The following is a 23,080-nucleotide window of genomic DNA, read 5'->3' on the forward strand; positions in this document are numbered from 1 at the left end:
TCAGAGGGAGTCGACGTGTGCGCCGACAAGTCGGCGGCGGCAGTCGAGGATGTACGGAGCGTGTGCGGTGATCGCGGGGTAGTCGAAGGCGTCGTGATCGGCGAGTAGTACGACAGCGTCAGCGGCCGCGAGGCGCCCGGGGGTCACTTCGACTCGCTCGACCGTTTCGAGATCCGCGGCACGGGGGTGCGCGTCGTCAACGACGTGAGGGTCGGCCGCCTGGACCTCGGCACCCATGCCTGTGAGCAGCTCTGCGATCCGCGCAGCCGGAGTCTCGCGGGCGTCCCCGGTGTTGGCTTTGTAGGCGAGACCGAGCAGCAGAATTCGGGATCCGTTGAGGGACTTCTTGCGCTCGTTGAGGCCGTCGACGAGGCGGCGGACCACATAGTCGGGCATGTGGTTGTTGACGTCGTTCGCCAGCTCGACGAAGCGGAAGTTGCGTCCCAGAGTGCGTTGGACGCGCCAAGACAGGTACGACGGATCGATGGGCAGGCAGTGTCCTCCGACGCCCGGCCCCGGAGTGAAGCGCATGAACCCGAACGGCTTGGTGGAGGCAGCGTCGATGGCCGCCCAGACGTCGATGTCCAGTTCGTGGGCGAAGATCGCCAGCTCGTTGGCGAGCGCGATGTTCACGTGCCGGAAGGTGTTCTCCAACAGCTTGGTCAGTTCGGCTTCCTTGCAACTGGTGACGGGGACGGTCGTGTCGACGAGGGACGAATAGAAGCGGCGGACGGCTTCCGTGGATGCGGTGTCGATGCCGGAGATGACCTTGGGGGTGTTCTCGAGCTTCCAGTCGGCATTGCCGGGGTCGATGCGTTCGGGGCTGTAGCCGAGGTGAAAGTCGGGGCCGGCGGTCAGGCTTGAGGCGCGTTCGAGGAGCGGGCCGAAGAGTTCCTCTGTGGTGCCGGGATACGTGGTGGATTCCAGGACGACGGTCGCCCCGGGTCGGAGGTGGCGGCCGAGCATCCGAGCTGCGTCCTCGACGTGAGACAGGTCCGGGACGCCGTCGCGGAGTGGTGTGGGGACGGTGACAATCCCTATCTCGAATTCCGCGCAGTCGGAGACGTCGATGCTCGGGCGGTAGGCGCCGGAGGCTAGGAGTGGCGCCAGCCGTGTATCCGGGATGTCTTCGACGTAGGACTCGCCGAGCATGAGTCGCTTCACGCGCTCCGCGTCAACATCGAGTCCGACGACGCGGTGTCCGACTTCGGCGGCCCTGACCGCGAGTGGAAGGCCGACGTACCCCTGGCCCACCACGACGACCCGACGCTGCTGGATCCGTGGATTCTTGATCAAGCTGACCACCTCTTTGGAGTGGGGTTGGGGCAATGTATGGGGATCTGCCAGCGCAGAGGGGCTCTAAGATGGGGACTGCCTCGGCCGTACGAGACTCGCTTGGCCGCCTGTCTCGGACGGCCGAGCGCCATTTCAGCCCGCGCATGGGCAAGCAATAAACGGCTGGCAGGGGCGTTCCCCGGGTTCGATACGATGACCACGGCCTGCAAACCCGATCCGTCACCGTGCGTGACGCCACTGAGCGACCTGAGTGGTCGCGTCGGCTGCAGCCTCCCGACTTGGGCCCGCCGAGGCACGATCATCGGCGCCGAACGTACGAAATGGAGCATCCGAGGATGGCTCGACACCTGATCACCAGCGCGCTTCCCTACATCAACGGGATCAAGCACCTGGGCAACATGGTCGGGTCGATGCTCCCGGCGGATGTGTACTCCCGGTACCTCCGCCAGCGCGGTCAGGACGTCCTCTACATCTGTGCGACCGACGAGCACGGCACACCGGCTGAGCTTGCGGCCAAGGACGCCGGACTGCCTGTCGCGGACTTCTGCGCGCAGCAGCACGATATCCAGAAGGCGATCTACGACGGCTTCGGTCTGTCCTTTGATTACTTCGGGCGAAGCTCGTCCCAGCAGAACGTCGAGATCACGCAGCACTTCGCGCGGAAGCTGAAGGAGAACGGCTTCATCGAGGAGCGGGCGATCCGCCAGGTCTACTCGGTGACAGACGGACGCTTCCTCCCGGACCGCTACATCGTCGGTACATGTCCGCACTGTGGCTACGACAAGGCCCGCGGCGACCAGTGTGAGAACTGCACCCGTGTTCTGGACCCGACGGATCTGATCGACGCGCGGTCCGCGATCAGCGGCAGCCGTGAGCTGGAGGTCCGCGAGACGAAGCACCTCTTCCTTCTGCAGTCCAAGCTGCAGCACGAGGTCCAGGAATGGCTGGACGGCAACGGCAGCAAGGAGTGGCCGACGCTGGCCTCCTCGATCGCGCACAAGTGGCTGACAGAGGGCCTCAACGACCGGGCCATCACCCGCGACTTGGATTGGGGCGTGCCGGTCCCGGCCGATACCTGGCCCGAGCTGGCAGCCGAGGGCAAGGTCTTCTATGTCTGGTTCGACGCACCCATCGAGTACATCGGCGCGACCAAGGAGTGGGCCGACCTCGACCCGGCGGCACGGGACTGGAAGTCCTGGTGGTACGAGACCGACGACGTCCGGTACACCGAATTCATGGCCAAAGACAACGTCCCCTTCCACACCGTGATGTTCCCGGCCACCGAACTGGGCACCCGCGAGCCGTGGAAGAAGGTCGACTACGTCAAGGCCTTCAACTGGCTGAACTACTACGGCGGTAAGTTCTCTACCTCCCAGCAGCGCGGCATCTTCACGGACGCGGCTCTGGAACTGCTGCCCGCCGACTACTGGCGCTACTTCCTCATCGCTCACGCCCCGGAGTCCGACGACACCTCGTTCACCTGGGAGCTGTTCTCCTCCTCCGTGAACAAGGACCTGGCCGACACCCTCGGCAACTTCGTCAACCGAGTGCTGTCCTTCTCCCGCAAGCGGTTCGGCGACGAGGTCCCGGCCGGTAATGAGGCCGGCGAAGCCGAGCAGAAGCTGGGCGAGGAGATCGCCCGTCTGCTGGCCGAGTACGAGGACCACATGGAGGCCCTGCAGTTCCGCAAGGCCGCGCACGCGCTGCGCTCGCTGTGGAGCGCGGGCAACTCCTACCTCGAGGAGAAGGCCCCCTGGCTGGAGATCAAGACCGACCCGGAGGCCGCCGCGCTTACCCTTCGCACGGCCATGAACCTCATCCACCTGTACGCGGTCGTCTCGGAGCCCTTCATCCCGTCCTCCTCGAAGGCCATGCGGGAAGCGTTCGCCCTGGCCGATGACACCGCGGTGTGGGTCACGCCTCAGCAGGCGAAGGTGCTGGACGCCGTACCAGCTGGCACCGCCTTCACGGTCCCGCCGGTCCTGTTCGCGAAGATCACGGAGGAGGACCTCGAGTCCTACCGCGCGCGCTTCGGCGGCGCCGACGCAGCCTGACCGCCCCCCTCGCGTCCGTACCGCCTTCGCCTTCATCGGGCGGTACGGGCTGCGAGGCGCCCGGGTAGATCGGCCGGCGGCACATTCATCAGTCGGATCCGAGGCGCGCCCTCGTCGAGCTCGATCCAGGTCACACACGCGGATCCAGGCACGTGCTCGAGATAACAATCGAAGCCTGAGCCCGTGAGCCACAGCAGCAGGCAGGCGATTCCACCACCGTGCCCGACGAGGACGGTCGTGCGGTGCGGCCCGGCGCAAACTTCGTCCCACAAGCGCATGTAGCGGACCTGGACATCCTCGGATGACTCGCCCCCTGGCGTGCGGAGTTGGTGGATCGGCACACCTTGACGGGTGGCCTCGGCAGACGCGAAGGACCTGGGCCGGCCCCCAAGGTGGCCGCTGTCCTTTGCCGCCAGGCGCTCGTCGACTCGTACGTCGGCAGGAGCGAGCGCGGCTGTCAGCAGTGCGGCAGACTCACGGCAGCGGGACATGGGACTGACAAGCGCCCGGTCCACGACGATCCCGGCCGCGGCGAGGCTGTCGCCGACCTTGCGGATGTCGTCCCCCCCACGGTTGCTGAGCGTGCCGCCGACGGCCTGGCCCTGGTGGATGCCGCGTAGGTTTTCTTCTGTCTCTCCGTGCTTGATCAAGAAGATGTGCTTCGAGTGCATGAGCTCGCGTCCGCCTTCCATTCGGGTCAGTCCCACTCGCGGACGTCGACGTGGGCGGATACTCCACGGACGAGCTGTTCGTGGTCCGCTCGGCTCATCGCGGGGAACCGGTCGTAGTGCCACTCGATGTAGAGGACGGAAATGAGGCGGATCGTCCCGTCCGCGAGCAGCTTGCTGAGTACGGGGTACTCGGCGCCCTCGATGTCCATCTTCACAACGACGTGATCATCCGCGGTGACGGTCCGGCGTAGCCAGGCACTGAAGTCAGTGGCGGGTACGGGGACGGGTGAGTCGTAGTCGATCTGTTGGTCGTACATCGGCGGCACTCGCTTGCCGGGCATCACAGTGGAGCTCTCGTGGTGGCCAAGGAAGAGGTCGATAGTGCCGTCGTGGGTCCAAACCGCGCTGTTGGAGATCTCGACGCGGGGAGAGTGAGCGGCCCGTTCGACTTCCTGGCGGATGGAGGGGAGCAGCTCCTCGTTGGGTTCGAAGGCGTAGAAGTCGTGGTCCGGCAGCTCGCGGATGAAGCGGTTCAGCACGATTCCGAGGTTGGTGCCGCAGTCGATGAAAACCTTGCGCATGGGGTACTCCCGTGGTCAGTGGTGGCTGCGAGGAGGTCGATCTCCTGCACGGCGTGGTCGACGAGCAGGACGAACTCGCAGGTGTCTGGGCGGTAGCAGCGCTCCTGGTACCGGATGGTGATGCGGCGGACCGGTTCCTCACCGCGGTAGGGAGGAAGATCGCCCCATTGGTAGAGCTGGCCGCCTGGGGCTTTGAGGCGGCGCAGCGATCGAGGCAAGGGACCCTTCGGGGCGCCAGCGTTGAGGCGGGTGAACATCGTGGTCAGGAATCCGACGTGCTCGCGCGCCTGCTCCTCGTCGACCTGCACTTGGCCGTAGGTCACCTTGAGATTGCGCAGCTGGTCGCCGTCGGCGTTTGCCTGGACGAGTCGATCGCGTAGCTCCAGGTCCCAGACGATGCCGAGGTGTCCGTGGAGGACGGGTTCGTCGGTGAGGAAGTAGCCCTGGACGCGGCCGAACTCGCGCTCGTACGGGCACATGAAGTCGTTGTAGAGACCCAGCTTCGCGCCGGAGACGGTCTCCACCTGCCAGTGGATACGGGCCGTGAAGGGTGAGTCCCACCAGCCCAGGTGCCAGGGCTGCCACAGCAGATCAGTGGCGCTTAGCAGGAGCACCGCGAGCGCGATCAGCGCGGCGGGCCAGCCGAACGCCGCGCCGTAGTCCGCACTGGGAAGCAGCGTGATAGCGATCGCGAGGGCGACGTTGGCGCTGGTGTTCTCCCAGAAGAGGATGCCGGAAGCGCCTGCTACGGCGAGGTTGAAGAGGGCGGTGATCACCAGCACTGCGATCAGAAGCCGGCGGTCGAGGAACGCGAGGAGTCCGGCAGCCTCGATGGCCATCGTGATGAAGTTGACCGGACGATCGAGGACGCGCGCCTGGCGCAGTACGCGGGACACGGTCTCGGCGTGCAGGAAGCGTGCCCAGCCCCAGGAATAGGCGGAGGCCATGAGGTAGTGGGTGCGGTTGTGCCAAGCCCACGACCAAGGGCGTGGCCCCAGGCGGGCCTTGCTCCAGGCCGGCTTGACGTAATGGGAGAGTGAGACGCAGCCGAGCACCAGCAGCAATCCACTCGCGGATCCTGAGGCGCCAAAGAGCATCGCTACGAGGAACCAGGCGAGATACGCCTTGAGCAAGCGAAGGGGCATCATCGCGTGGTGCTTCCAACCTCGCAGCCTGCCGCAGTACACGGCTAGCCACGGCAGCAGGGCCGGAGGCCAGAAACACGCGGCGGCCGCGAGGAGCAGTAACAGCCCTTTGTCGCGGCGCTGCGGTCCAATGGGTTGTGTCACGTCGTAGTCGCTGGTGGTGCCCTGCCAAGTGAGTAGCGCGATCACGAAGACCGCGAACCAGCGGAACGGACCTGGTCCCGGCGGTCGCTGGATGGTGAGCAAGACCGTGGGCGCGATACCCGCGATCGTTGCCAGCAGGGCCGAGGGACGGAGCGCAAGGGCCCGTACCGCCGGAGAGACGACGAAGCGGTAGCAGACCACGACGGCAACCGCGGTTGCCGCAGTGTCCGCATACGTAGGCAGCGGACGTATCTCCATGCCCGTCTACCGGGCGGACGAGACTAGGGACCGCCCGCGAGCCGCGGGCAGGCTCTCCAAATGGGAGGCGATGCGCTCCCGAGGGTCGGCCACGAGGTGCTGGTCGCGGTGGCGTTCGACGTTGTTGCGAAGCTCCCAGTTGCGGTTGAGGAAGTCGAGTATCGCTCCGCGGTCGATGCGTGGCGCCGCGCTGCCGAGTTCCGCCTCATGGACGACCTTGGCGCACCAGTGCTGGTCGTAGGTGGGCAGCGGCACGAGGTGGACCGGCTTGCCGAGGACGAAAGCTTCGCTTATGAGGTTGAAGCCGGCGTTGGAGAACACTGCCTCGGATCGCGCCATGTCGGCGATGAACGCCACACGGTCGAAGGTGCGGATCTCGATCTTGCCATCGGCGTACTGGCGCAGATTGCCGATCTCTGCCGCCTGCGCGTAGATACGCAGGGCGCGGTCCGGGACATACTGGCGGAAGACCTCAGCGAGGGTGCGGACGGACTCCTCCGGACCGTGGTCGAAGTAGCGCGAGAAGTAGGCCGTGGCGACAGGCTCGGTAGTGACCAGCGCGGAGCGGACCAGGTCGGGGACGACCGGAGCAATGAACTCCAGCTTCCGGTCGTCGGCCTCCAGCGGAACGTAGGAGCAGATAAATGACCGGTCGGCGTGGGGTGCGAAGTAGCGCAGCCGCTGCTCGTCGGCGGTACGGGCGTATCGGCCGACGCTCGGCAGGTTGAGGTGCCGGTACTTGCTCTGCTGGTCTACGGAGATCAGTGGCTTGCCGAAGTGATAGGCGAGGCGTGGGGTGTTGGGCTCGTAGTCGGTGATGAACACGTCTGGGACGCCGGTATCCCGGATGATCCGGCGCAGGCGCAGGTGTTGGGCGATACCCGCGGGCGCCTGCCGGATGTTGGCGCGCACCGCGTCGGTGGCGTGTATGCGGTCACCGCGGGCGAGGAGCGTCGGCATCCACCCGTCCCACGCGGGAAAGCCGAGGTCCTGGAAGTACTCGACCCGGGCAGAGCCGTTGGTGACGATCCGCACCTGGTGCCCCCGGTCGCGGAGGTACTGGGCAATCACGCTCTGTCTGACGGAGTGCCCCATGCCGATGCCGTTGACGCCGATGATCACGCTGAGCGGCTGTGCGAGTCCAGACACGACGATCCCTTCGTCAGGTGAGATGGGTGAAGACGTTGCGGGTGATGGCCGCGACCTGGGGATCGGTGGCGAGCAGGCGAGCCCAGTCAGTGGTGGCGGCGGTGAAGACTGTGCCGGCCGCGGTGTACAGGCCGAGGGTGGCCGCGCGAGGGCCGGCCATCGGCTCCCGGGCCGCGAAATTCCAGTCGGTGGGCAGCTGGGCGACGCCGAGGATCTCGAAGTCCTTCGGCGTACCGTCCTGGCCCGTCGGGCGCGGACGTCCCTGCTCGTCCGTCTCGTACGCTGCCCCGTCGCATTCGTAGCCGATCAGTGCACCATCGCGCCCGAAGATGTCGCCGGTCTTCAACCCAGTGCCGGAGAACACCCAGTGGTCCGAGTTCGTGACGGTGAACCCGAGAGGTGCGCGCGGGCCGTCCCAGTGACCACCGCCGCTTCGGTAGCTCACGCCGAGCAGGGCGTTCTCGGGCTCCGACTCCCACCAGTGGTCCGGGCAGCCGTACGAGCTGTCCGGATCGGTTCCGGCGGAGGCTCCGGGGGGGAACTTTGCGCAGTCGAGCGCGGCGTTGTCCAGGTCGACTTTCACGCGCCACCAGCAGGTGTTGGCACCGAAGTTGGCCAGGTTGCCGCCAGCGTCGCGGAAGGTGGTGATGTTCCGACGGGTCTGGGCGCTCCAGTACTCGTCGTGCGCGGCGGACACGAGAAGCCGATACCCGTCGCCCAGGAGGCGGCCTTCGTGGAGATCCAGGTCGGTGCAGTAGTCGCCCTCCAACCCGTTCTCCTCCATCCATGAGATGAAGGGGGCGTCCCAGTGCGCGAACGTCTGCCGCGGAGACGTCGGGTCGTACGAGTCTGGCAGCCCCTTGACCGGGCCTCCGACACCGCCTCCGGGGCGGCGGAATGTCACGCGGGAGGCGCTGTAGAGGCAGCCTCCACCCGCCGTGTTGTAGGCGTGGTAGGTGAAGGTCGGGATCTTATAGAGGACCTTGCGGCCCGAGGGCGCGGCCGGTGTGACGACCAGCAGCATTCGGGCCTCGCGAGAATCCATCGGTGGGGTGCCGGACGTGGGCTCCGTGCTCAGGACCGCGACGTAGACCCCCGACGTCCAGTCACGTGGGACGGGGAACTCGTAGGCGGGCCACTGCCAGTCCCTGTCGAACTCTCCGGGATCAGCGGCACGTCCGGGCCATTCGACGTGCCCTGCGTGCTGGGGAGATGCCCCCCAGCGGTAGAAGTCGACGTAGAACCGAGGGGCCGATGTGGCGACATGTAGTCGGATTACTTCGCCGGCGCGGACGCTCGGTCGGGCGGGATAGCCGTTGATGCTGGTCACGCGCGCTCCCTGGGTCGCGCGATGCCGCCGAAGTGGTACGGATCGACCTGCTCGATGTGGGATTCCCATCCCAGGTCGTACAACCGCCTGGTGAGACCGGCAGCGTCGTGAAGGACCTTGACGGCGAGGTGCTGAGATCCGTCGGAGAGTCTGCGGCGCACAGTTGGCACCTGCGCCTGGACGACCAGCTCTTCGATCTCCGCCTTCGCATGGGAGTCGTCGAGGAACACCGCGCAACCACCAGGGGCCAGTGCCCGCCTCAGCAAGTCCCAGAAGGCTGCCAACTCCGCCGGCGGCACATGGCTGAGCCAGAAGGCGAAGAAGACCGTGTCGTACTGGCGGTCCGGCTCCCAGCTGAAGATGTCCGACTCGATGAAGCGAGTCGCCGTGCCCCTCATTCGGCCGCGGGCGACATCCAGCATCTCCGGCGCGGCATCCAGCGCCGTCAAGGTGCTCGCGCGGTTGGAAAGCAGCTGGGTCCACTGGCCCGTACCGCACGCCAACTCCAGGACGTCGCCGCTGATCGGCAGCTCGTCGAGGATCTTCGTGAGCAGGGGCATGTGCATCCGGTCGGCATACGTGGTGTCGTATTCGGTGGCCCGTGCCCGGTAGTACGCGATCTGACGCTCTGACCAATCAGCTGCCTCGCCGTGCGACTCTCTGGTGCCGTGCATGCAGAACCCCTTCGTGAACCGGTAGCCCTGGAACGCCAGTTGGTGTCCATCGGGATTGGGTCCATGACATCCGGACACAAGTCATCCGGGTATCACTGCGAGCTAGCGATGCTGTTCATCGCCGGGCGACCCCACTTTTCAACATCCGCTTACACACGACCTCGCACGGGGCAGACTTAGGGTCCCGATCATGTTGAGGGATGGGCAGGCGGTAGGAGACGTGGGCAGGAGCCGTGCGGGATGGCGCCCAGACAAGCTCCGTGAGGTGCGCGAGGCACACGGGCTGACACTCGAGCGTGCCGGCGAGCGGTTGCGGGAAGTGGCAGAAAGGGCGGGCATCACCGCGCCTGCTGCGAACTTCCAGACGCTGTGGCAGCACGAGCAGGGCGAGGTGTACCCCGGGCCCCACTATCGGCGCGCGTACTGCCTCATGTATCGCGGGACGGAACCCGAGCTCGGATTCCGCCACCCCTTGCCCGACGAGGCCACACACCTGAACCTCACGCCATCCAGCGAGTCGCGCAACGGGGCCCACGTACTTGCTGTCGAGCGCGCTCTCTCACAGATCACGCCCGGGACTGACTCCTCTGACGACCACGGAGTGCATCAGCGGATCATCGATGCATGGAAGCGGCGGCACACAGGCGGGGATCCGAATCGGCCCACGCTGCTCATCGTTGGCGGTTTCGCAGGAAGCGGGAAGTCGGAGTTCTCGCGATTCATCTCCCAGCTCACAGGGTGGCCTGTCCTCGACAAGGACCCCATTACCCGTCCACTGGTCGAGCGGCTCTTGGTCGAGATGGGCAGTGAGCCGAATGACCGGCAGTCCGAGCTCTACCGTGATCAGGTGCGGCCCCTGGAATATCAGTGCCTGCTCGAGACTGCCTACGCGAACGTTGACTGCTCCATCAGCACAGTGCTGACTGCACCGTTCGTCTCAGAGGTACAGGACGTCCGCTGGATGCAACGGTTGACTAACCGGTGCGAGGCACGAGGCGTCAGCGTCGCCATCGTCTGGATCAGATGCGATCTGGAGACCATGCACGAGTACATCAGCTTCCGGTCCGCGGCCCGCGACAGCTGGAAACTTCAGCACTGGGATGAGTACGCGACGACCATTGACCCTGAGCTGCGGCCCGCCATGCCCCACATGGTGGTGGACAACCGGTTGGGCGCGGCCATCTCGCTCACCGATCAGGTACGTCAGGTGTTTGGAGCGGTGTTCTGATGAGCCACGGAATTCTGCTTTACGGACCGCCGGCTGCCGGCAAAGACACTGTCACTGTTGCCCTCACCCGACTCAACGCGCGCTACGTCCCCTTCAGTCGGCTCAAGGTCGGCAGCGGGAAGTCAGCGGGCTACCGGATGAGTACGCGCGATCAGCTGGCAGAGTTGGAGGCACGCGGAGACGTCATCTACCGCAACGACCGGTACGGCAACACATACGTCGTCGACCGGCCAGGCCTCGGGCAGGCGATGAAGGGCGGGCGGATCCCAATCCTGCACCTCGGCCAGGTAGCAGGTATCGAGGCCGTCGCCACCCAACACCCCGCATCCTGGGCGACAGTGCTCTTGTGGTGCTCCCGGGACGCCACAGCTGTGCGCTCCCAAGGCCGAGGCGATCGCGATACGGAAGCCCGGCTCGACGCCTGGGATGCGACGGAGCAGGATCTCGCCGCCTACCGTCAATCGTGGCACCTGCGTGTGGATACCGAAGTCACCTCGCCGACGGACGCAGCAGCGGAAATTAATCGCCTCGTGCTCGCGTCAGCGTGACAGACAGCATTCGTCGCAAAGACGCAGCTACTCCTCCACCGTGCCTTCGGGACCGTCAGTTTCTGCGGCGCTCAACAGCTCCAGAGCCTGCGTGACAGAAAGGGGCCGGTCACGAACGTCATCCCAGCGGCGGAGGACCGCGGCCGTCTCCCGCATGAAGCGATCCGGCAGACCCGATTCGGCGAGCAGGTCGGCGGCATCCTCCAGTTCAGGAGCCCACCGCCAGGCTCGGGCGGCAGTCTTGGGGATGTAGTCCGGCTCCGTCAGGTAGCTCCTGGTGCGCTGGCCGGCGAGGTCGAGGAGTTCGTCGGCGACCCCGTTGGCGTCGGCCAAGCCGTAGGCGACGGCGGCCAGGACGCGGGAGGCCTTCTGATAGCTGGTATAGGCGAGCTTGAGCGCCGAGGCCCTGCCGATCTCCTTGCCGAGGGACAAGACACGTACGTCAGTTGTGGCAAAGAGATCCTCGATGGAGGCAAGGCCATGGGACGAGCCGGAGACATAGAGCTTCGGATGCTTTCCGCCGACCGGCGGTGAGCCCACGACAGCGGCGTCGACCACGATCGAATCCGGCAGAAGCTGGGCTATGCGCCGGACACGCTGCGGGGCAATGGCATTCGCGTCGACGTAGATCTTCTCTGCGAAACCATGTGCTGCGACCTGGCGTGCAATGTCCTCGGCCGCGGCCGGAGGACACAGGGCGATCACGAGGTCGACGCGCGCCAACAGGGTGGAGAGACCATCGACGGCCTCCAGCCCATGCGCCTTTGCGCGCTCGACAGTGGCGCGGCTACGGCCGACGGGGTTCCAGAGCACGTTCACCCCGTGTCGGCGGAGTTGCCCGGCGACGGCAGCGCCCATGCTGCCAGGGTGCACGATGCCCACTGTCGTGCTGGCCCTGGTCATACAACGCTCGCCCGGCCGAGGGCGGCCAGTAGATCAATCGCGGAACGGGCGTCCGGGACGTGATGGTCGGGCCCAGGCAGATTGTCCGGCCAGGCGAGACCGCGGCTGACCCACACCGTACAAAGACCCGAGGCCCGGCCTCCGCCGATGTCGTTGACGGGATTGTCGCCCACCATCCAGCCGTCGATGCCGTGGTGATCGTGCTTGTTGGTGCAGCGTCGGATCGCCTCATGGAACATGACCGGTTCGGGTTTGCGTGCCCCGGCTTCTTCGGAGATGCACACGGCGTCCACGCGGTCCGCGATCCCTGTGGTACGCAGCTTGGCCCGTTGGATGTCTGTGGCACCGTTCGTGGCGACTCCGATTCGCCATCCGGCCGCGCGCAGTTCCTCGAGCCCGGCCAGGACATCGGGTGGGCAGGTGACGGCAGCTGCGATGTCCGCGCAGTACCTGTTCCACAGGGCGTCGGTGGATTCGGGGAGGCCGAATCGGTCGCGAACTTCTGCGAAGTGAGCTGGGGTAGCACGGTCCGCGAGCAGCGCGAACAGCCAGGACTCGGCTGCGGCGTCGAGGCCATGGCGCTCGCGAAACGAGGCTGCCCACTCGACGAGCGTGAGCTTCCGGTCCACCAGCGTGTTGTCGAGATCGAAGAGCACCAACGGGTTCACGGAGCGAGATTACCGATACCACGGAGCAAGGAGGGGGGCGGGATGGTGAGGGCAGAACCAGTAACAGTCCAGGTCCTGGTCAGGCCCTGCGGGGTGGCAGCATCGATCCGCGCACGCCACCGGTCGGGGCGGACAGCGATTCTGTCCTGACTGGGCGTTGGAGATGCAATGCGGCGAAGTCTGTGCATACGTATGCGGAATTTTGCATAGGGAGAGAAGCGGAATGGAGTGCGGGGTCATCCGGCCGAAATTGTTTTGTGCCGACCCCCACCCCCCGGGGGGCCCGCCCTTCATAGTTATTCCATCCCCAATACGGGACCCTACTAGCCCCTATATGTGGGACCCTACTTGCCCCGGTATGGGACCAAAACGAGCGTGTGACTCCCAGGGCACCAGGGTTAATAACGGATTCCTTAGTGCCATTGCCACGACTGCTGTTGCATGCACGGTGTGCTTCACGTGCGTTCCACAGCTCTAGGCGGTGCTCAGGATACTGACTGACAGGAAACAAATGATCAATTGTCCAAGACCAACGATCATTGTAATGCAACGTCATGTCAATGCTAGCACTACAAAGCCAACACACATGCGAACCTTCACTGCGCACTAGGTCCATCAACCGTGCATACCGTCGGCCACCATGCAGGCGGGTGCTGGGATTACCTCAGTACACCATGTCCTACGCCACCCACCCTGCCCACCCCAATGTGTGTATAGCTATTACACCATGTGCAGCGTCAAGGGATTCCTTTTGCCACGTCCACTGTTTTGGCAGGGATGCGTCTCGTCGTCGTTTGCGCTGCAAGTCATAGGCTCCGTTGCCTTGGGCAACACGCGTATAGACGTAGGCGGTGTGGCAGCTCGGTGCCGTGGCAGGCCGGACGAAAGCGTGACCGGAGGGGCCTGCACGTGATCGACACCGGCGACATCGACGTCTTCCTCGGCCTGGACGTCGGCAAGGGCGAACACCACGCCACCGCCGTCACACCGGCCGGGAAGAAGGCCTTCGACAAACGGCTGCCCAACACCGAGCCCAAGCTCCGCGAGCTGTTCGCCAAGCTGAAGGCCAAGCACGGAACGGTGCTGGTCGTCGTCGACCAGCCGGCCTCGATCGGTGCTCTGCCGCTGGCAGTGGCCCGGGACATGGGCTGCCCGGTCGCCTATCTGCCAGGTCTGACGATGCGACGGATCGCCGACCTCTACCCGGGCGAGGCCAAGACCGACGCGAAGGACGCCTTCATCATTGCCGACGCCGCCCGCGCGATGCCCCACACCTTGCGAGCCATCGACGGCGAGGACGAGACGATCGCCGAACTCGAGATGATCGTAGGCTTCGAAGACGACCTGGCCGGCGAGGCCACCCGAATCGCCGACCGGCTTCACGGCCTGCTGACCCAGATCCATCCCTCGTTAGAGCGGGTGCTGGGGCCGCGGTTGCAGCACCCTGCCGTCCTGGCCCTGCTGGAACGGTTCGGGTCACCGGCCCAGATTCCGCAAGGCCGGCCGCCGACGGCTGGTCACCCTGCTGCGGCCGAAGGCTCCGAGGATGGCCGAGCGTTTGGTCGAGGACATCTTCACCGCCCTGGACGAGCAGACCGTCACCGTTCCGGGGACCGAGGCGGCCGCGCTGATCGTCCCGAGCCTGGCCGCTTCGCTGACCGCAGTCCTTGACCAGCGCAAGCTGCTGGCCCGACGGATCGAGGAGCTGCTGGAGGCACACCCTCTTTCCAAAGTCCTGACGTCCATGCCGGGAATCGGCGTCAGGACAGGAGCCAGGATCCTCATCGAGGTCGGCGACGGCAGCACCTTCCCCACCGCAGGCCACCTCGCCGCCTACGCCGGACTCGCCCCGGCAACCAGGAACTCAGGCTCGTCGATCCGCGGCGAACAGCCCTCCCGGCGAGGAAACAAGCAGCTCAAACGGGCATTCTTCCTCGCCACGTTCGCCGCCCTCGCTGACCCCGCATCCCGGACCTACTACGACAAGAAAATCGCCCAGGGTAAGCACTACACCCAGGCCCTGCTCTGCCTCGCAAGACGCCGGGCCGACGTGCTCTTCGCGATGCTCCGTGACGGCACCTTCTACGAACCGCGGCCAACAGCGGTCATCTGACCAGCGGTTCCGCCAACAGAACCACCTGATCGCTCTCAACATCGAACCCGATAACCGGATGACTGTGAGCGCCGCCCTCGGAATACATCACCACCGGCTTGCCCAACCGCCGCCCGATCGCGGTGAGGAAGCCGCAGAACATGTCGAGTCGCTCCTGGCCCTGGAGTTCCCGCAGATCAACATCGAAGTCGATCTCCTCCACCGAATAGAAACGGAAGATCGCCAACACATCGGCAGTCGGCCAGACCCGCAGCTCCGGGCACTCGGCGTCAGCCGGGCGAGACAGCACTGCCCCCGCCCGAGGCACCGGGAGCACCGTCTCGCCTTCGGAGTACTGGCACATCCAGCCGCTCGCGCCGACGAGATCGAGGGCCGCCTGCCAATCCTCCATCGAGGTCTCGGGAACAAGCACGTCCGGCAACGACCCCATCAGATCAGGGTCGAAGAAACTCTTGACGTCATCCCACAGCAGATCAGCCACCCCGCCATCCTGCCCGCCACACCCTCACGACGCAGACCGATTTCCTTGACCAAACCCATAGGGGCACCCCCCCGGCAGGCACGGGAGGGGGGGTCGCACATCAAAATTGGGGTCCCCCCGGGTGCCCCCTCCGACTTTTTGACTGGGGATTTTTGTGCGTTCGACGGCAAGGCAGGACAACGGCTTGGCGCCATCGTCGTCCAATGCCATACGTGACCTCGGTAAGGGCACCACAGGACGACGACCGGGCGGCCTCCGGACGCACAGCGATTCTTTCCCAGTGCGGCCGTGTGCTTTGGAGATTTCCTCGGCAGAGTCGATGGTGTCGTTCTCCGTCCAGTCCTCGGCGACGAACTGGCTGAGCCATCGTGGGGTGTTCGTCATCCGTCCTCGTTCCAGCAGCAGTTTCCAACAGGTCTTGCGTTGACAGTCCTGTTTGTGCTTTTCTTTATTCTGTCGCGCCGGGAGGCGTGCTTGTTTCTTTTAGTACCCCCGATATCCCTCTCACCCCTTCAACGCCTCGGCCCCCTCACACCCCATCTCCACCCCTTGCACCCCGTCAGCAGCCGCACCTCTGCTACCCCTTGCACCCCCGGTGCTCCAGCAATCTGCTGACGCGGTCCCACATCGGTTTTCCGCGAGGATCCGAATAGCGCCCCGGCCATCGGACGATTGACTCCACATCCGTCCCGACCTCAAGGCCGGACAGAACAGCCCGCGATGCCTCGGCCATGGCCGCGCGAGTGTTTGCGACGGCCTCCTCTATGTCACATTCCGACGACTCGATAAGCAGGGCGTCATGTACGGGCGCACACACATTGATTCCTCGCTCGGTCGCCAGGCAGCAGGCGATCCGCAGCATCTCCGCGCCGTTCCCCTGCATCGGGTAGTTGCGGAGGGACGTGCTCCTCGCCGACTCGGCAACCAGGAGCGGCCACCCGTAGACGGTGGCAAGGTGCCCCGTCAGTATTCCGATGTCGACGACATGGTCGGACCACTCCCAGAACACCGGGAACGTGGTTGCGAGGGCCCGCAGAATCCGTTCGGCCTCGATCACGCTGATGCCGGTCCGGTAGGCGAGGCTCTTTGCTCCCATCCCGTAGTTGATCCCCAGCACACAGGTTTTACATACGTCCCTGATTCGGCCGTGGGTCTCCTTAGTAGCCTCCGGCGGTGCCAGCCCTGCCCGCTTGGCGAACGCCAGGTAAGGGTCCCCTGTGGCGATAGCGTCGAGAAGCGCGGCATCTCCCGACAAGGCCGCAGCGATAGCAACTTCTTGGGACGACCAGTCCACGTAGGCGATCGCCTGCCCCTGCACAGGCCGGATCAGACCCCGTAGCCAAACGCTCGGCCCGAAGATGAACCCGTTGTTGCTGGGGGTGTTTCTCCCTGTCTTGGCCCCGAACGGGAACAGTGATGCCCGGTTCCTGCCATCCGGGCCGACCGCCAGTTTTTCGAGCCGCATCTCGCCCAGGGCGTGGCGAAGTTCCTTAATGGGCCCCAGCTCCGGGTAAGTTTTGGCCATGTCGCGGAACGTGTCCTGGTCCAGCTTGAGCCGCCCCGTAGGTGTACGGGGCCAGTCGATGCCCTGCTCGTGCAACCAGTCAGCGAACAGGCCCGCCTTGAAGGTCGTCCCCTCGTAAATCCCGAAGTCCCTGTCGATGTCCTTAATCAGGTCGAGTTTGATGTCCTGCCAGCCGGCCCGGATCCCACTGAGTGCGGGAACGTCGATCGGGACACCGGTGCGTTCCATCCGGGCCACAGCGGCCATGTAGCGGCCCCGCAGCAGCGCCTGTCCCAATCCCGCCGGGGAGGCCATGATGTTGGGGAGCATGCGCTCCAGCAGGGGGGCGAGCGCGTCCACGTCGGTCTGGCAGTAGTCGAGAATCTGACGACGTTCAGGGTCCGTCCACGGCCCGCCGCGCATAACCAGGGCGCGGCCGTCGTGCTTCTCGTCCGACGTTATGCCAGTGATCCCGTGGTAACTGAGCGCGCCCAGGAGGCCCCTTCCCTCAGACAGAGTCTGGCCATTGGTCTTGGCGCGGAACTCCACGTACAGGTCGAGAACGCGCTCCGGCACGGGCCAGCCCAGTTCGAGGAAGCAGCTGATTTCGGCTGCCGCCATGTAGGCGACGAACAGCGAATTCGGGCCCGTGTCGAAGGGCGGAGTGGTGGGTAGATCGTCCCGCCACAGTCGTAGCAGCCTCCCCGAAATCAGTTCCTTCGCCACCATGCATACGGGCACGGGGCGACTGCCCGGCTCCGAGATGAACTCGAAGTCGAGCAGCCACACCTCCTTGAAGGGGAGGCCGTACATCAGAGTTCGCCGTTCAGCTCACGGATCACCGGGTGGTCGAGCGAGTCGATGATCCGGTCGCCCTTGAACGCGATCCCGATAAGCTCCCGGAAGGTCTTGTCGGGCCACTGGGGCTCGCCAAGGTCGCCCCTGGCCATGAAGATTTCGTAGGCTCCCAGTTCCCGGTTACCGGTCATCTTTACCCATAGCGTTTTGGCCGCTTCAGCCGCTTCCAGGGCTGACTGTTGCCACGCCCGGCCTGAGTTGGGGCTGTCGGACAACGGAAGTTTGACTGGCCAGAGGAACACCGTGCCGCGCTTCGTGATGCAGGTGTACAGGCGGACCTTGCGCATGTCGCCGAATAGCTCGTCCCGCATACTGGGCGCCACCCAGTAGACGACGCGGTCCATGCCGTCTTCCCGCTCGATGATGTACGAGTCGATGACATAGTCGTCACTGGGGTGCACGCGGAAGAATTCGCCGCGCTTCGGTCGGCGGACCGGCACTGTTGTGAGGGTCTTCTCCACATCGAGATGCTGGAGCGATTCCGACCTCAGTGCGTCAAGATCAAACGGATCGACGGGAACGCCGTCGGTGGCATCAGGCATTAGACTCTCCTTAGGGTCGGAAAAGGTTAGATACGAGGGCGTTGCTTGCCAGGGCAGCGCCCTCGTTGCGTTTCGTGGGCTTTCGCTTGCGGTTTGTGTTGCGTCTCAAGGTCAAACTGCGAGCTGGCGCGCACTTGATGTCAGGCAGCGTCTCGGTGGTCGGCGTACCGCGACTCTTCCCAACTCGCTACATCGGCGGGCACGTAGCGGACGTGGCGCCCAACGCGGATGTAACGGGGGCCAGTTCGCTGGGAATTCCAGTCATAGACGGTGCCGACAGGCACGCCATAGCGCTTCGCCAAGTCGCCGGGGGTCAGGTATCGGTCCATTGCTTGCTCCACTCCTTTTGGGGTCCCGATTGGCCGGACTCGCTCCGGACACCGCCGATGTTCGCCGGATCGCAAAGAGCTGCGAGAAAAGAAGGGGCCCTGAAATCGCTGTTCGTGAGCTGCTGGTAACCCCTGGTACATCAATGCGAAGCGACTTCCTTCGGATTCCGTTGCCGCATCGCCATTTTCCTTCGGATTCAGTGGTGTGCAATGCACTACAGGGGATATCCGAGAAGATTCTCGCCGTCGTTCGCGAGGGGGTTGAAGCCCATCCAGCCCGGTCAGCAGTACGCTGGACACACAAATCCTGGGGGGCCTGCAAGTAGGAAAGATCATGGCCACCACCGAGGACCGCTGGCATTCTCGGAGTCCCCAGAGGGAAAACGCGGAACCCTGCACCGAACACCCAGTCAAAAATGGTGAGTTGTATAAATCGGCAGTGCACGGCACCGGTAAGCGCTACGCCGTGCGCTGGCGTGACGAGAGCCGTAGGGAACGCCGTAAGTCCTTCACTCTCAAGGGAGATGCGGACAAGTTCGCGGCGAAGACGACCCACGAGCTGGAGCGCGGCCAGTACATAGACCCCGACGCCCGTAAGACACTCCTCCGCGCCGTGGCCGAGGACTGGCTGCAAAGTGCCGAGCACCGCCCGAGCACCGCCGAGGGGGCCAGGCGTCAGCTCGAACTGCATGTGCTGCCGTACCTGGGCGACCGTGCGGTGGGCGGTCTCAAGCGCGGCGACCTCCAACTGTGGATCAAGGACCGGCGGAAGGTGCTGGCCGATTCGACGGTCGCCATCGTGTACGGCCGGTTGAAGGCGGTACTGACCTACGCCGTACACAACGACCTGATCACCAAGAACCCGTGTGACGGCATCCCCGCGCCCAGCGTGAAGCGCAAGGAGCCCACCCCGCCGCCGACCGAAGTGGTGGCCGCCCTGATCGCCTCGGCACCTTCCCGCTACCGGGCGATGGTGCTACTCGCTGCCGGTTCAGGTCTGCGTCACGGTGAGCTGGTCGGCCTGGAGAGGCAGCACCTGGATCTCGATGTCGGTGAAGTCCACGTGAGGCAGCAGGCGGTACGACTCGACAAGGGAGACCCGTACATAGGGCAGCCCAAGACCGACCAGTCGTACCGGGTGGTACCGCTCGCTAAGACGGTCGTAGAGGCCCTGAGCGAGCATCTGCGGCGTTTCCCACCCACTGCGGTGGTCCTGGACGACCGGACCGATCCCAGGAAGCCTCACAGGCGTACGGCGCTTCTGGTCTTCGCCAACGCCAACGGCCGTGCCATCAACGGGGGCGGCTGGTCGCGGGTGTGGTCCAACACGGTCAAGCGGGCCGACGCCAAGCTAGAGAAGGACGGCTCGAAGCTGCGGGTGCCGCCCGGCACATCCGCCCACGACTTGCGGCACTACTACGCCTCGCTGCTGATCCTCCACAGGGAGTCGGTCAAGACGGTGCAGCGGCGATTGGGCCACGCCAAGCCTTCGGTGACCCTGGACGTCTACACTCACCTGTTCGAGGAGGTCGAGGACACCACGCGTGACGCGGTGCAGGACGCCCTCAAGGACATCAGCATCTAGCGTGTCCTGGACGTGTCCCAGCCCCCTCTACCGAACGCGAAATGCCTGGTCAGAGGGCATGGCTCGTGCAGTAGGACCAGAAACGGCCGTCGGAGATACAGAGAGCCTCGTAGACCGGCACCTCGAGGGTGCCGCAGGCGGTCCTCAGTCTTTGTGCGAGCGGGCGCAGCCGCTCCATCACCCGGCGGCTCGTCTCGCCCTCGGCCGGGTCCTGGCAGAGGAAGACGACAATGCCGTCGGGCCGGGAGCCACGGCGCTCACTGCCCTCGATCAGACACTCCGCGAGCTGCTCCGCCACGGGCGACCACTCGCGAGGCGAGCTCGGAATGCCGAGCCTCAGCCGACCGCCGAAGCGGCCGCGGTTGCCGTGCAGGGCGACCAGCACGATCGAATCGTTCGGATGGAACCCCATCATGTACGGCAGAGCGTCGGCCAGTTCGGAGGGGCCGCGCAGGGTGATCTGCTGCTCGTCGGCGGGACCGGTCGTTTCGTGGTGCTTGTTCATGGCACGACGGTCCCGCGGCGGCCCCGACCCCCGCGACCCCTGTGGATAACGTTATCCACAGGCCGACGGCCTCGTTCGCGCTTTGTCGGTGCCATCAGGTTGCATGGGGGCATGACCAACGCAGACCTCGACCTCGCCGACCCCGCGGACCTCCGCGCCTCAGCCGATTCAGTACTCGCCCGCCTCGTCTCGGACACCACGGGCACCGCCCGGCTGCGCGAGGACCAGTGGCGGGCGATCGAGGCGCTCGTCGCCGACAAGCGGCGGGCTCTGGTCGTGCAGCGGACGGGCTGGGGCAAGTCCGCGGTGTATTTCGTCGCGACCTCGCTGCTGCGCGAGCGCGGCAGCGGCCCGACCGTGATCGTCTCCCCCCTGCTCGCGCTCATGCGCAACCAGGTCGAGGCGGCGGCGCGAGCCGGTATCCGAGCCCGGACCATCAACTCCTCCAATACCGAGGAGTGGGACACGGTCCAGGACGAGGTGGCCGCCGGAGAGGTGGATGTGCTGCTGGTCAGTCCCGAGCGGCTCAACAACCCGGATTTCCGGGATCAGGTGCTTCCCAAGCTCGCAGCCGCGACCGGGCTCCTGGTCGTGGACGAGGCGCACTGCATCTCCGACTGGGGCCATGACTTCCGGCCCGACTACCGGCGGCTGCGCACCATGCTCGCGGATCTGCCGGCCGGGGTCCCGGTGCTCGCCACCACCGCCACCGCCAATGCGCGCGTGACCGCGGACGTCGCGGAGCAATTGGGCACCGGGGCGGGCACCGACGCCCTCGTGCTGCGCGGCGCGCTGGACCGGGTGAGTCTCAGCCTGAGTGTGCTCCAGCTCCCCGATGCCGCGACCCGGCTGGCCTGGCTGGCCGATCACCTCGGTGAGCTGCCGGGTTCGGGAATCATCTACACGCTCACGGTCGCGGCGGCCGAGGAGGTCACGGCGTATCTGCGGCAATGCGGTCACACCGTGGCCTCGTACACCGGCCGCACGGAGAACGCAGACCGGCAGCAGGCCGAGGAGGATTTGCTGGCCAACCGCGTCAAGGCCCTGGTCGCCACGTCCGCCCTGGGTATGGGCTTCGACAAGCCCGATCTCGGATTCGTCGTGCACCTGGGCTCGCCCTCCTCGCCCATCGCGTACTACCAGCAGGTGGGCCGCGCGGGCCGCGGCGTCAAGCACGCGGAGGTGCTGCTGCTGCCGGGCCGGGAGGACGAGGCGATCTGGCAGTACTTCGCCTCGGTGGCCTTTCCGCCCGAGGAGTTGGTGCGACGTACCCTCGGCGTGCTTGCCGAGGCGGGCAGGCCGCTGTCCCTGCCCGCACTGGAGCCGATGGTCGAGCTGCGGCGTACGCGACTTGAGACCATGCTCAAGGTCCTCGACGTGGACGGCGCCGTGCGCCGGGTGAAGGGCGGCTGGACCACCACCGGCCGGCCTTGGTCGTACGACGCCGAGCGCTATGCGTGGGTCGCCCGGCAGCGCGAGTCCGAGCAGCAGGCGATGCGCGACTACGCACGGTCGACTGGCTGCCGTATGGAGTTCTTGCGGCGGCAGTTGGACGACGAGGAAGCGGCCCCGTGCGGACGCTGCGACAACTGCTCGGGTGCCCGCTTCAGCGACAAGGTCTCCGATGCGGCCCTGGACACCGCCCGCGGGGAGCTGGGCAGGCCGGGCGTGGACGTGGAGCCCCGCAAGATGTGGCCGACCGGGCTTGCGGCGGTGGGCATCAACCTGAAGGGCCGTATCCCGGAAACGGAGCAGTGCTTCACGGGCCGGGCGCTGGGGCGGCTCTCCGACATCGGCTGGGGCAACCGGCTCCGGCCGATGCTTGCGCCACAGGCGCCGGACGGACCGGTTCCGGACGATGTCGCCACGGCCGTGGTGACCGTGCTCGCCGACTGGGCCAAGGGCCCCGGCGGATGGGCATCCGGCACTCCGGACGGCCCTCCGCGGCCGGTGGGCGTCGTCACTGTCGCCTCGCACAGCAGGCCCCAGCTGGTCGGCACCCTCGGCGCCCGGATCGCCGAAGTGGGCCGGATGCCGCTGCTGGGGACGGTCGAGTACGCGCCGGAAGCAGCGGACGCACGGATCTCACGCACCAACAGCGCCCAGCGAGTGCGCGGCCTGCACGAGGCGTTCGCCGTACCGCCCCGGTTGGCAGAGGCGCTGGCCGAGGCCGACGGACCTGTCCTCCTGATCGACGATCTTTCGGACAGCGGCTGGACCCTCGCCGTGACGGCGCGGTTGCTGCGCCGGTCCGGTGCGAAGGGGGTGTTTCCGCTGGTCCTTGCCGTTCAGGGGTGACAAGTGGGGTCAGAGGAGCTCCGGATGGGCAGGATCAGTGGAGGAATATGAGCCTCATACCCGCCGATTCCCGTCGGTGACGCCAAATTGCTCGTTGCCGCATGACCACGCGCCAGCAAGAATTGGAGCGCTCCCCGCGGGCCCGTTCGCGGCCCTGAAGGGCTGTGCCGCGGTGCGCCCGCACCCGTCCCCGCCCGCACTGTGGGCGCGTATGCG

General features: G+C 65.8%; 18 protein-coding genes and 2 pseudogenes. 6 read left to right on the forward strand and 14 right to left on the reverse strand.

Annotated elements, in window-relative coordinates; genetic code table 11:
• A complete protein-coding gene (locus OG905_RS11315; protein WP_443043924.1) occupies window positions 1-1,296 on the reverse strand; it encodes a nucleotide sugar dehydrogenase in 1,296 nt (431 codons plus the stop codon).
• A gap of 335 nt (window positions 1,297-1,631) precedes the next feature.
• On the opposite strand from OG905_RS11315, the gene metG reads away from it, so the two are divergent.
• Complete coding sequence (metG, locus tag OG905_RS11320; protein ID WP_328667607.1) at window positions 1,632-3,350, forward strand: methionine--tRNA ligase; 1,719 nt, start codon at window positions 1,632-1,634, stop codon at window positions 3,348-3,350.
• A gap of 32 nt (window positions 3,351-3,382) precedes the next feature.
• Here metG and OG905_RS11325 read toward each other — a convergent pair whose 3' ends face one another.
• The 6 genes from OG905_RS11325 to OG905_RS11350 are packed head-to-tail and all read right to left on the reverse strand — an operon-like array spanning window position 3,383 to window position 9,302.
• Entirely contained in the window at window positions 3,383-4,021 is a 639-nt protein-coding gene (locus OG905_RS11325) for a histidine phosphatase family protein (protein ID WP_328667608.1), read from the reverse strand.
• A 26-nt stretch (window positions 4,022-4,047) separates the two neighbouring features.
• Window positions 4,048-4,602: an FkbM family methyltransferase gene (locus OG905_RS11330; RefSeq protein WP_328667609.1), complete on the reverse strand. Its 555-nt coding sequence runs from the start codon at window positions 4,600-4,602 to the stop codon at window positions 4,048-4,050.
• Window positions 4,554-6,149 carry a hypothetical protein gene (locus OG905_RS11335; protein ID WP_328667610.1) on the reverse strand — a complete coding sequence of 532 codons (1,596 nt, stop codon included), beginning with the start codon at window positions 6,147-6,149 and terminating at the stop codon, window positions 4,554-4,556. The genes OG905_RS11330 and OG905_RS11335 overlap by 49 nt, the downstream gene beginning before the upstream one ends.
• Before the next feature lie 6 nt (window positions 6,150-6,155).
• Entirely contained in the window at window positions 6,156-7,298 is a 1,143-nt protein-coding gene (locus OG905_RS11340) for a glycosyltransferase family protein (protein WP_328667611.1), read from the reverse strand.
• Between the two features lie 13 nt (window positions 7,299-7,311).
• Entirely contained in the window at window positions 7,312-8,628 is a 1,317-nt protein-coding gene (locus OG905_RS11345) for a N,N-dimethylformamidase beta subunit family domain-containing protein (RefSeq protein ID WP_328667612.1), read from the reverse strand.
• Window positions 8,625-9,302 (reverse strand): class I SAM-dependent methyltransferase, encoded by a 678-nt coding sequence (locus tag OG905_RS11350; RefSeq protein ID WP_328667613.1) that lies wholly within the window; start codon window positions 9,300-9,302, stop codon window positions 8,625-8,627. Before OG905_RS11350 ends, OG905_RS11345 begins: the two co-directional genes overlap by 4 nt.
• 190 nt (window positions 9,303-9,492) lie before the next feature.
• Between OG905_RS11350 and OG905_RS11355 the strand changes: the two genes are divergently transcribed.
• Window positions 9,493-10,530, forward strand: a complete 1,038-nt coding sequence (locus OG905_RS11355) for an AAA family ATPase (protein WP_328667614.1) — start codon at window positions 9,493-9,495, stop codon at window positions 10,528-10,530.
• Window positions 10,530-11,078: a guanylate kinase gene (locus tag OG905_RS11360; RefSeq protein WP_328667615.1), complete on the forward strand. Its 549-nt coding sequence runs from the start codon at window positions 10,530-10,532 to the stop codon at window positions 11,076-11,078. Before OG905_RS11355 ends, OG905_RS11360 begins: the two co-directional genes overlap by 1 nt.
• Before the next feature lie 27 nt (window positions 11,079-11,105).
• Here the strand turns inward: OG905_RS11360 and OG905_RS11365 are convergent, their stop codons facing one another.
• Both OG905_RS11365 and OG905_RS11370 read right to left on the reverse strand, forming a co-directional pair.
• Window positions 11,106-11,981: an NAD(P)-dependent oxidoreductase gene (locus OG905_RS11365; protein ID WP_328667616.1), complete on the reverse strand. Its 876-nt coding sequence runs from the start codon at window positions 11,979-11,981 to the stop codon at window positions 11,106-11,108.
• Window positions 11,978-12,649 carry an HAD family hydrolase gene (locus OG905_RS11370; protein WP_328667617.1) on the reverse strand — a complete coding sequence of 224 codons (672 nt, stop codon included), beginning with the start codon at window positions 12,647-12,649 and terminating at the stop codon, window positions 11,978-11,980. The genes OG905_RS11365 and OG905_RS11370 overlap by 4 nt, the downstream gene beginning before the upstream one ends.
• 912 nt (window positions 12,650-13,561) lie before the next feature.
• Between OG905_RS11370 and OG905_RS11375 the strand changes: the two are divergent.
• Window positions 13,562-14,762, forward strand: a pseudogene (locus OG905_RS11375) (IS110 family transposase).
• Here the strand turns inward: OG905_RS11375 and OG905_RS11380 are convergent.
• The 4 genes from OG905_RS11380 to OG905_RS11395 all read right to left on the reverse strand — a co-directional run bounded on the left by OG905_RS11380 (window position 14,755) and on the right by OG905_RS11395 (window position 18,812).
• On the reverse strand, window positions 14,755-15,243 hold the full coding sequence (locus tag OG905_RS11380; protein WP_328667618.1) for a hypothetical protein: 489 nt from the start codon (window positions 15,241-15,243) through the stop codon (window positions 14,755-14,757). The pseudogene OG905_RS11375 and the gene OG905_RS11380 sit on opposite strands and share 8 nt — an antisense overlap.
• A gap of 577 nt (window positions 15,244-15,820) precedes the next feature.
• Complete coding sequence (locus OG905_RS11385) at window positions 15,821-17,536, reverse strand: DNA polymerase (protein ID WP_328667619.1); 1,716 nt, start codon at window positions 17,534-17,536, stop codon at window positions 15,821-15,823.
• 23 nt (window positions 17,537-17,559) lie between these two features.
• Window positions 17,560-18,147 (reverse strand): hypothetical protein, encoded by a 588-nt coding sequence (locus tag OG905_RS11390; protein ID WP_328667620.1) that lies wholly within the window; start codon window positions 18,145-18,147, stop codon window positions 17,560-17,562.
• 140 nt (window positions 18,148-18,287) lie between these two features.
• Entirely contained in the window at window positions 18,288-18,812 is a 525-nt protein-coding gene (locus OG905_RS11395; protein ID WP_328682171.1) for a helix-turn-helix transcriptional regulator, read from the reverse strand.
• Between the two features lie 103 nt (window positions 18,813-18,915).
• Between OG905_RS11395 and OG905_RS11400 the strand changes: the two genes are divergently transcribed.
• Window positions 18,916-20,061 carry a site-specific integrase gene (locus tag OG905_RS11400; protein WP_328667621.1) on the forward strand — a complete coding sequence of 382 codons (1,146 nt, stop codon included), beginning with the start codon at window positions 18,916-18,918 and terminating at the stop codon, window positions 20,059-20,061.
• Between the two features lie 67 nt (window positions 20,062-20,128).
• Here the strand turns inward: OG905_RS11400 and OG905_RS11405 are convergent.
• A pseudogene (locus OG905_RS11405) lies at window positions 20,129-20,566 on the reverse strand (DUF4192 domain-containing protein); the annotation flags it as partial.
• A 111-nt stretch (window positions 20,567-20,677) separates the two neighbouring features.
• Between OG905_RS11405 and OG905_RS11410 the strand changes: the two are divergent.
• The gene (locus tag OG905_RS11410; protein WP_328667622.1) at window positions 20,678-22,864 is read left to right on the forward strand and encodes a RecQ family ATP-dependent DNA helicase; all 2,187 of its coding nucleotides are present in this window, start codon (window positions 20,678-20,680) and stop codon (window positions 22,862-22,864) included.
• Window positions 22,865-23,080 lie beyond the last annotated feature (216 nt).

Source organism: Streptomyces sp. NBC_00322 (assembly GCF_036147535.1).
Lineage (GTDB): Bacteria > Actinomycetota > Actinomycetes > Streptomycetales > Streptomycetaceae > Streptomyces.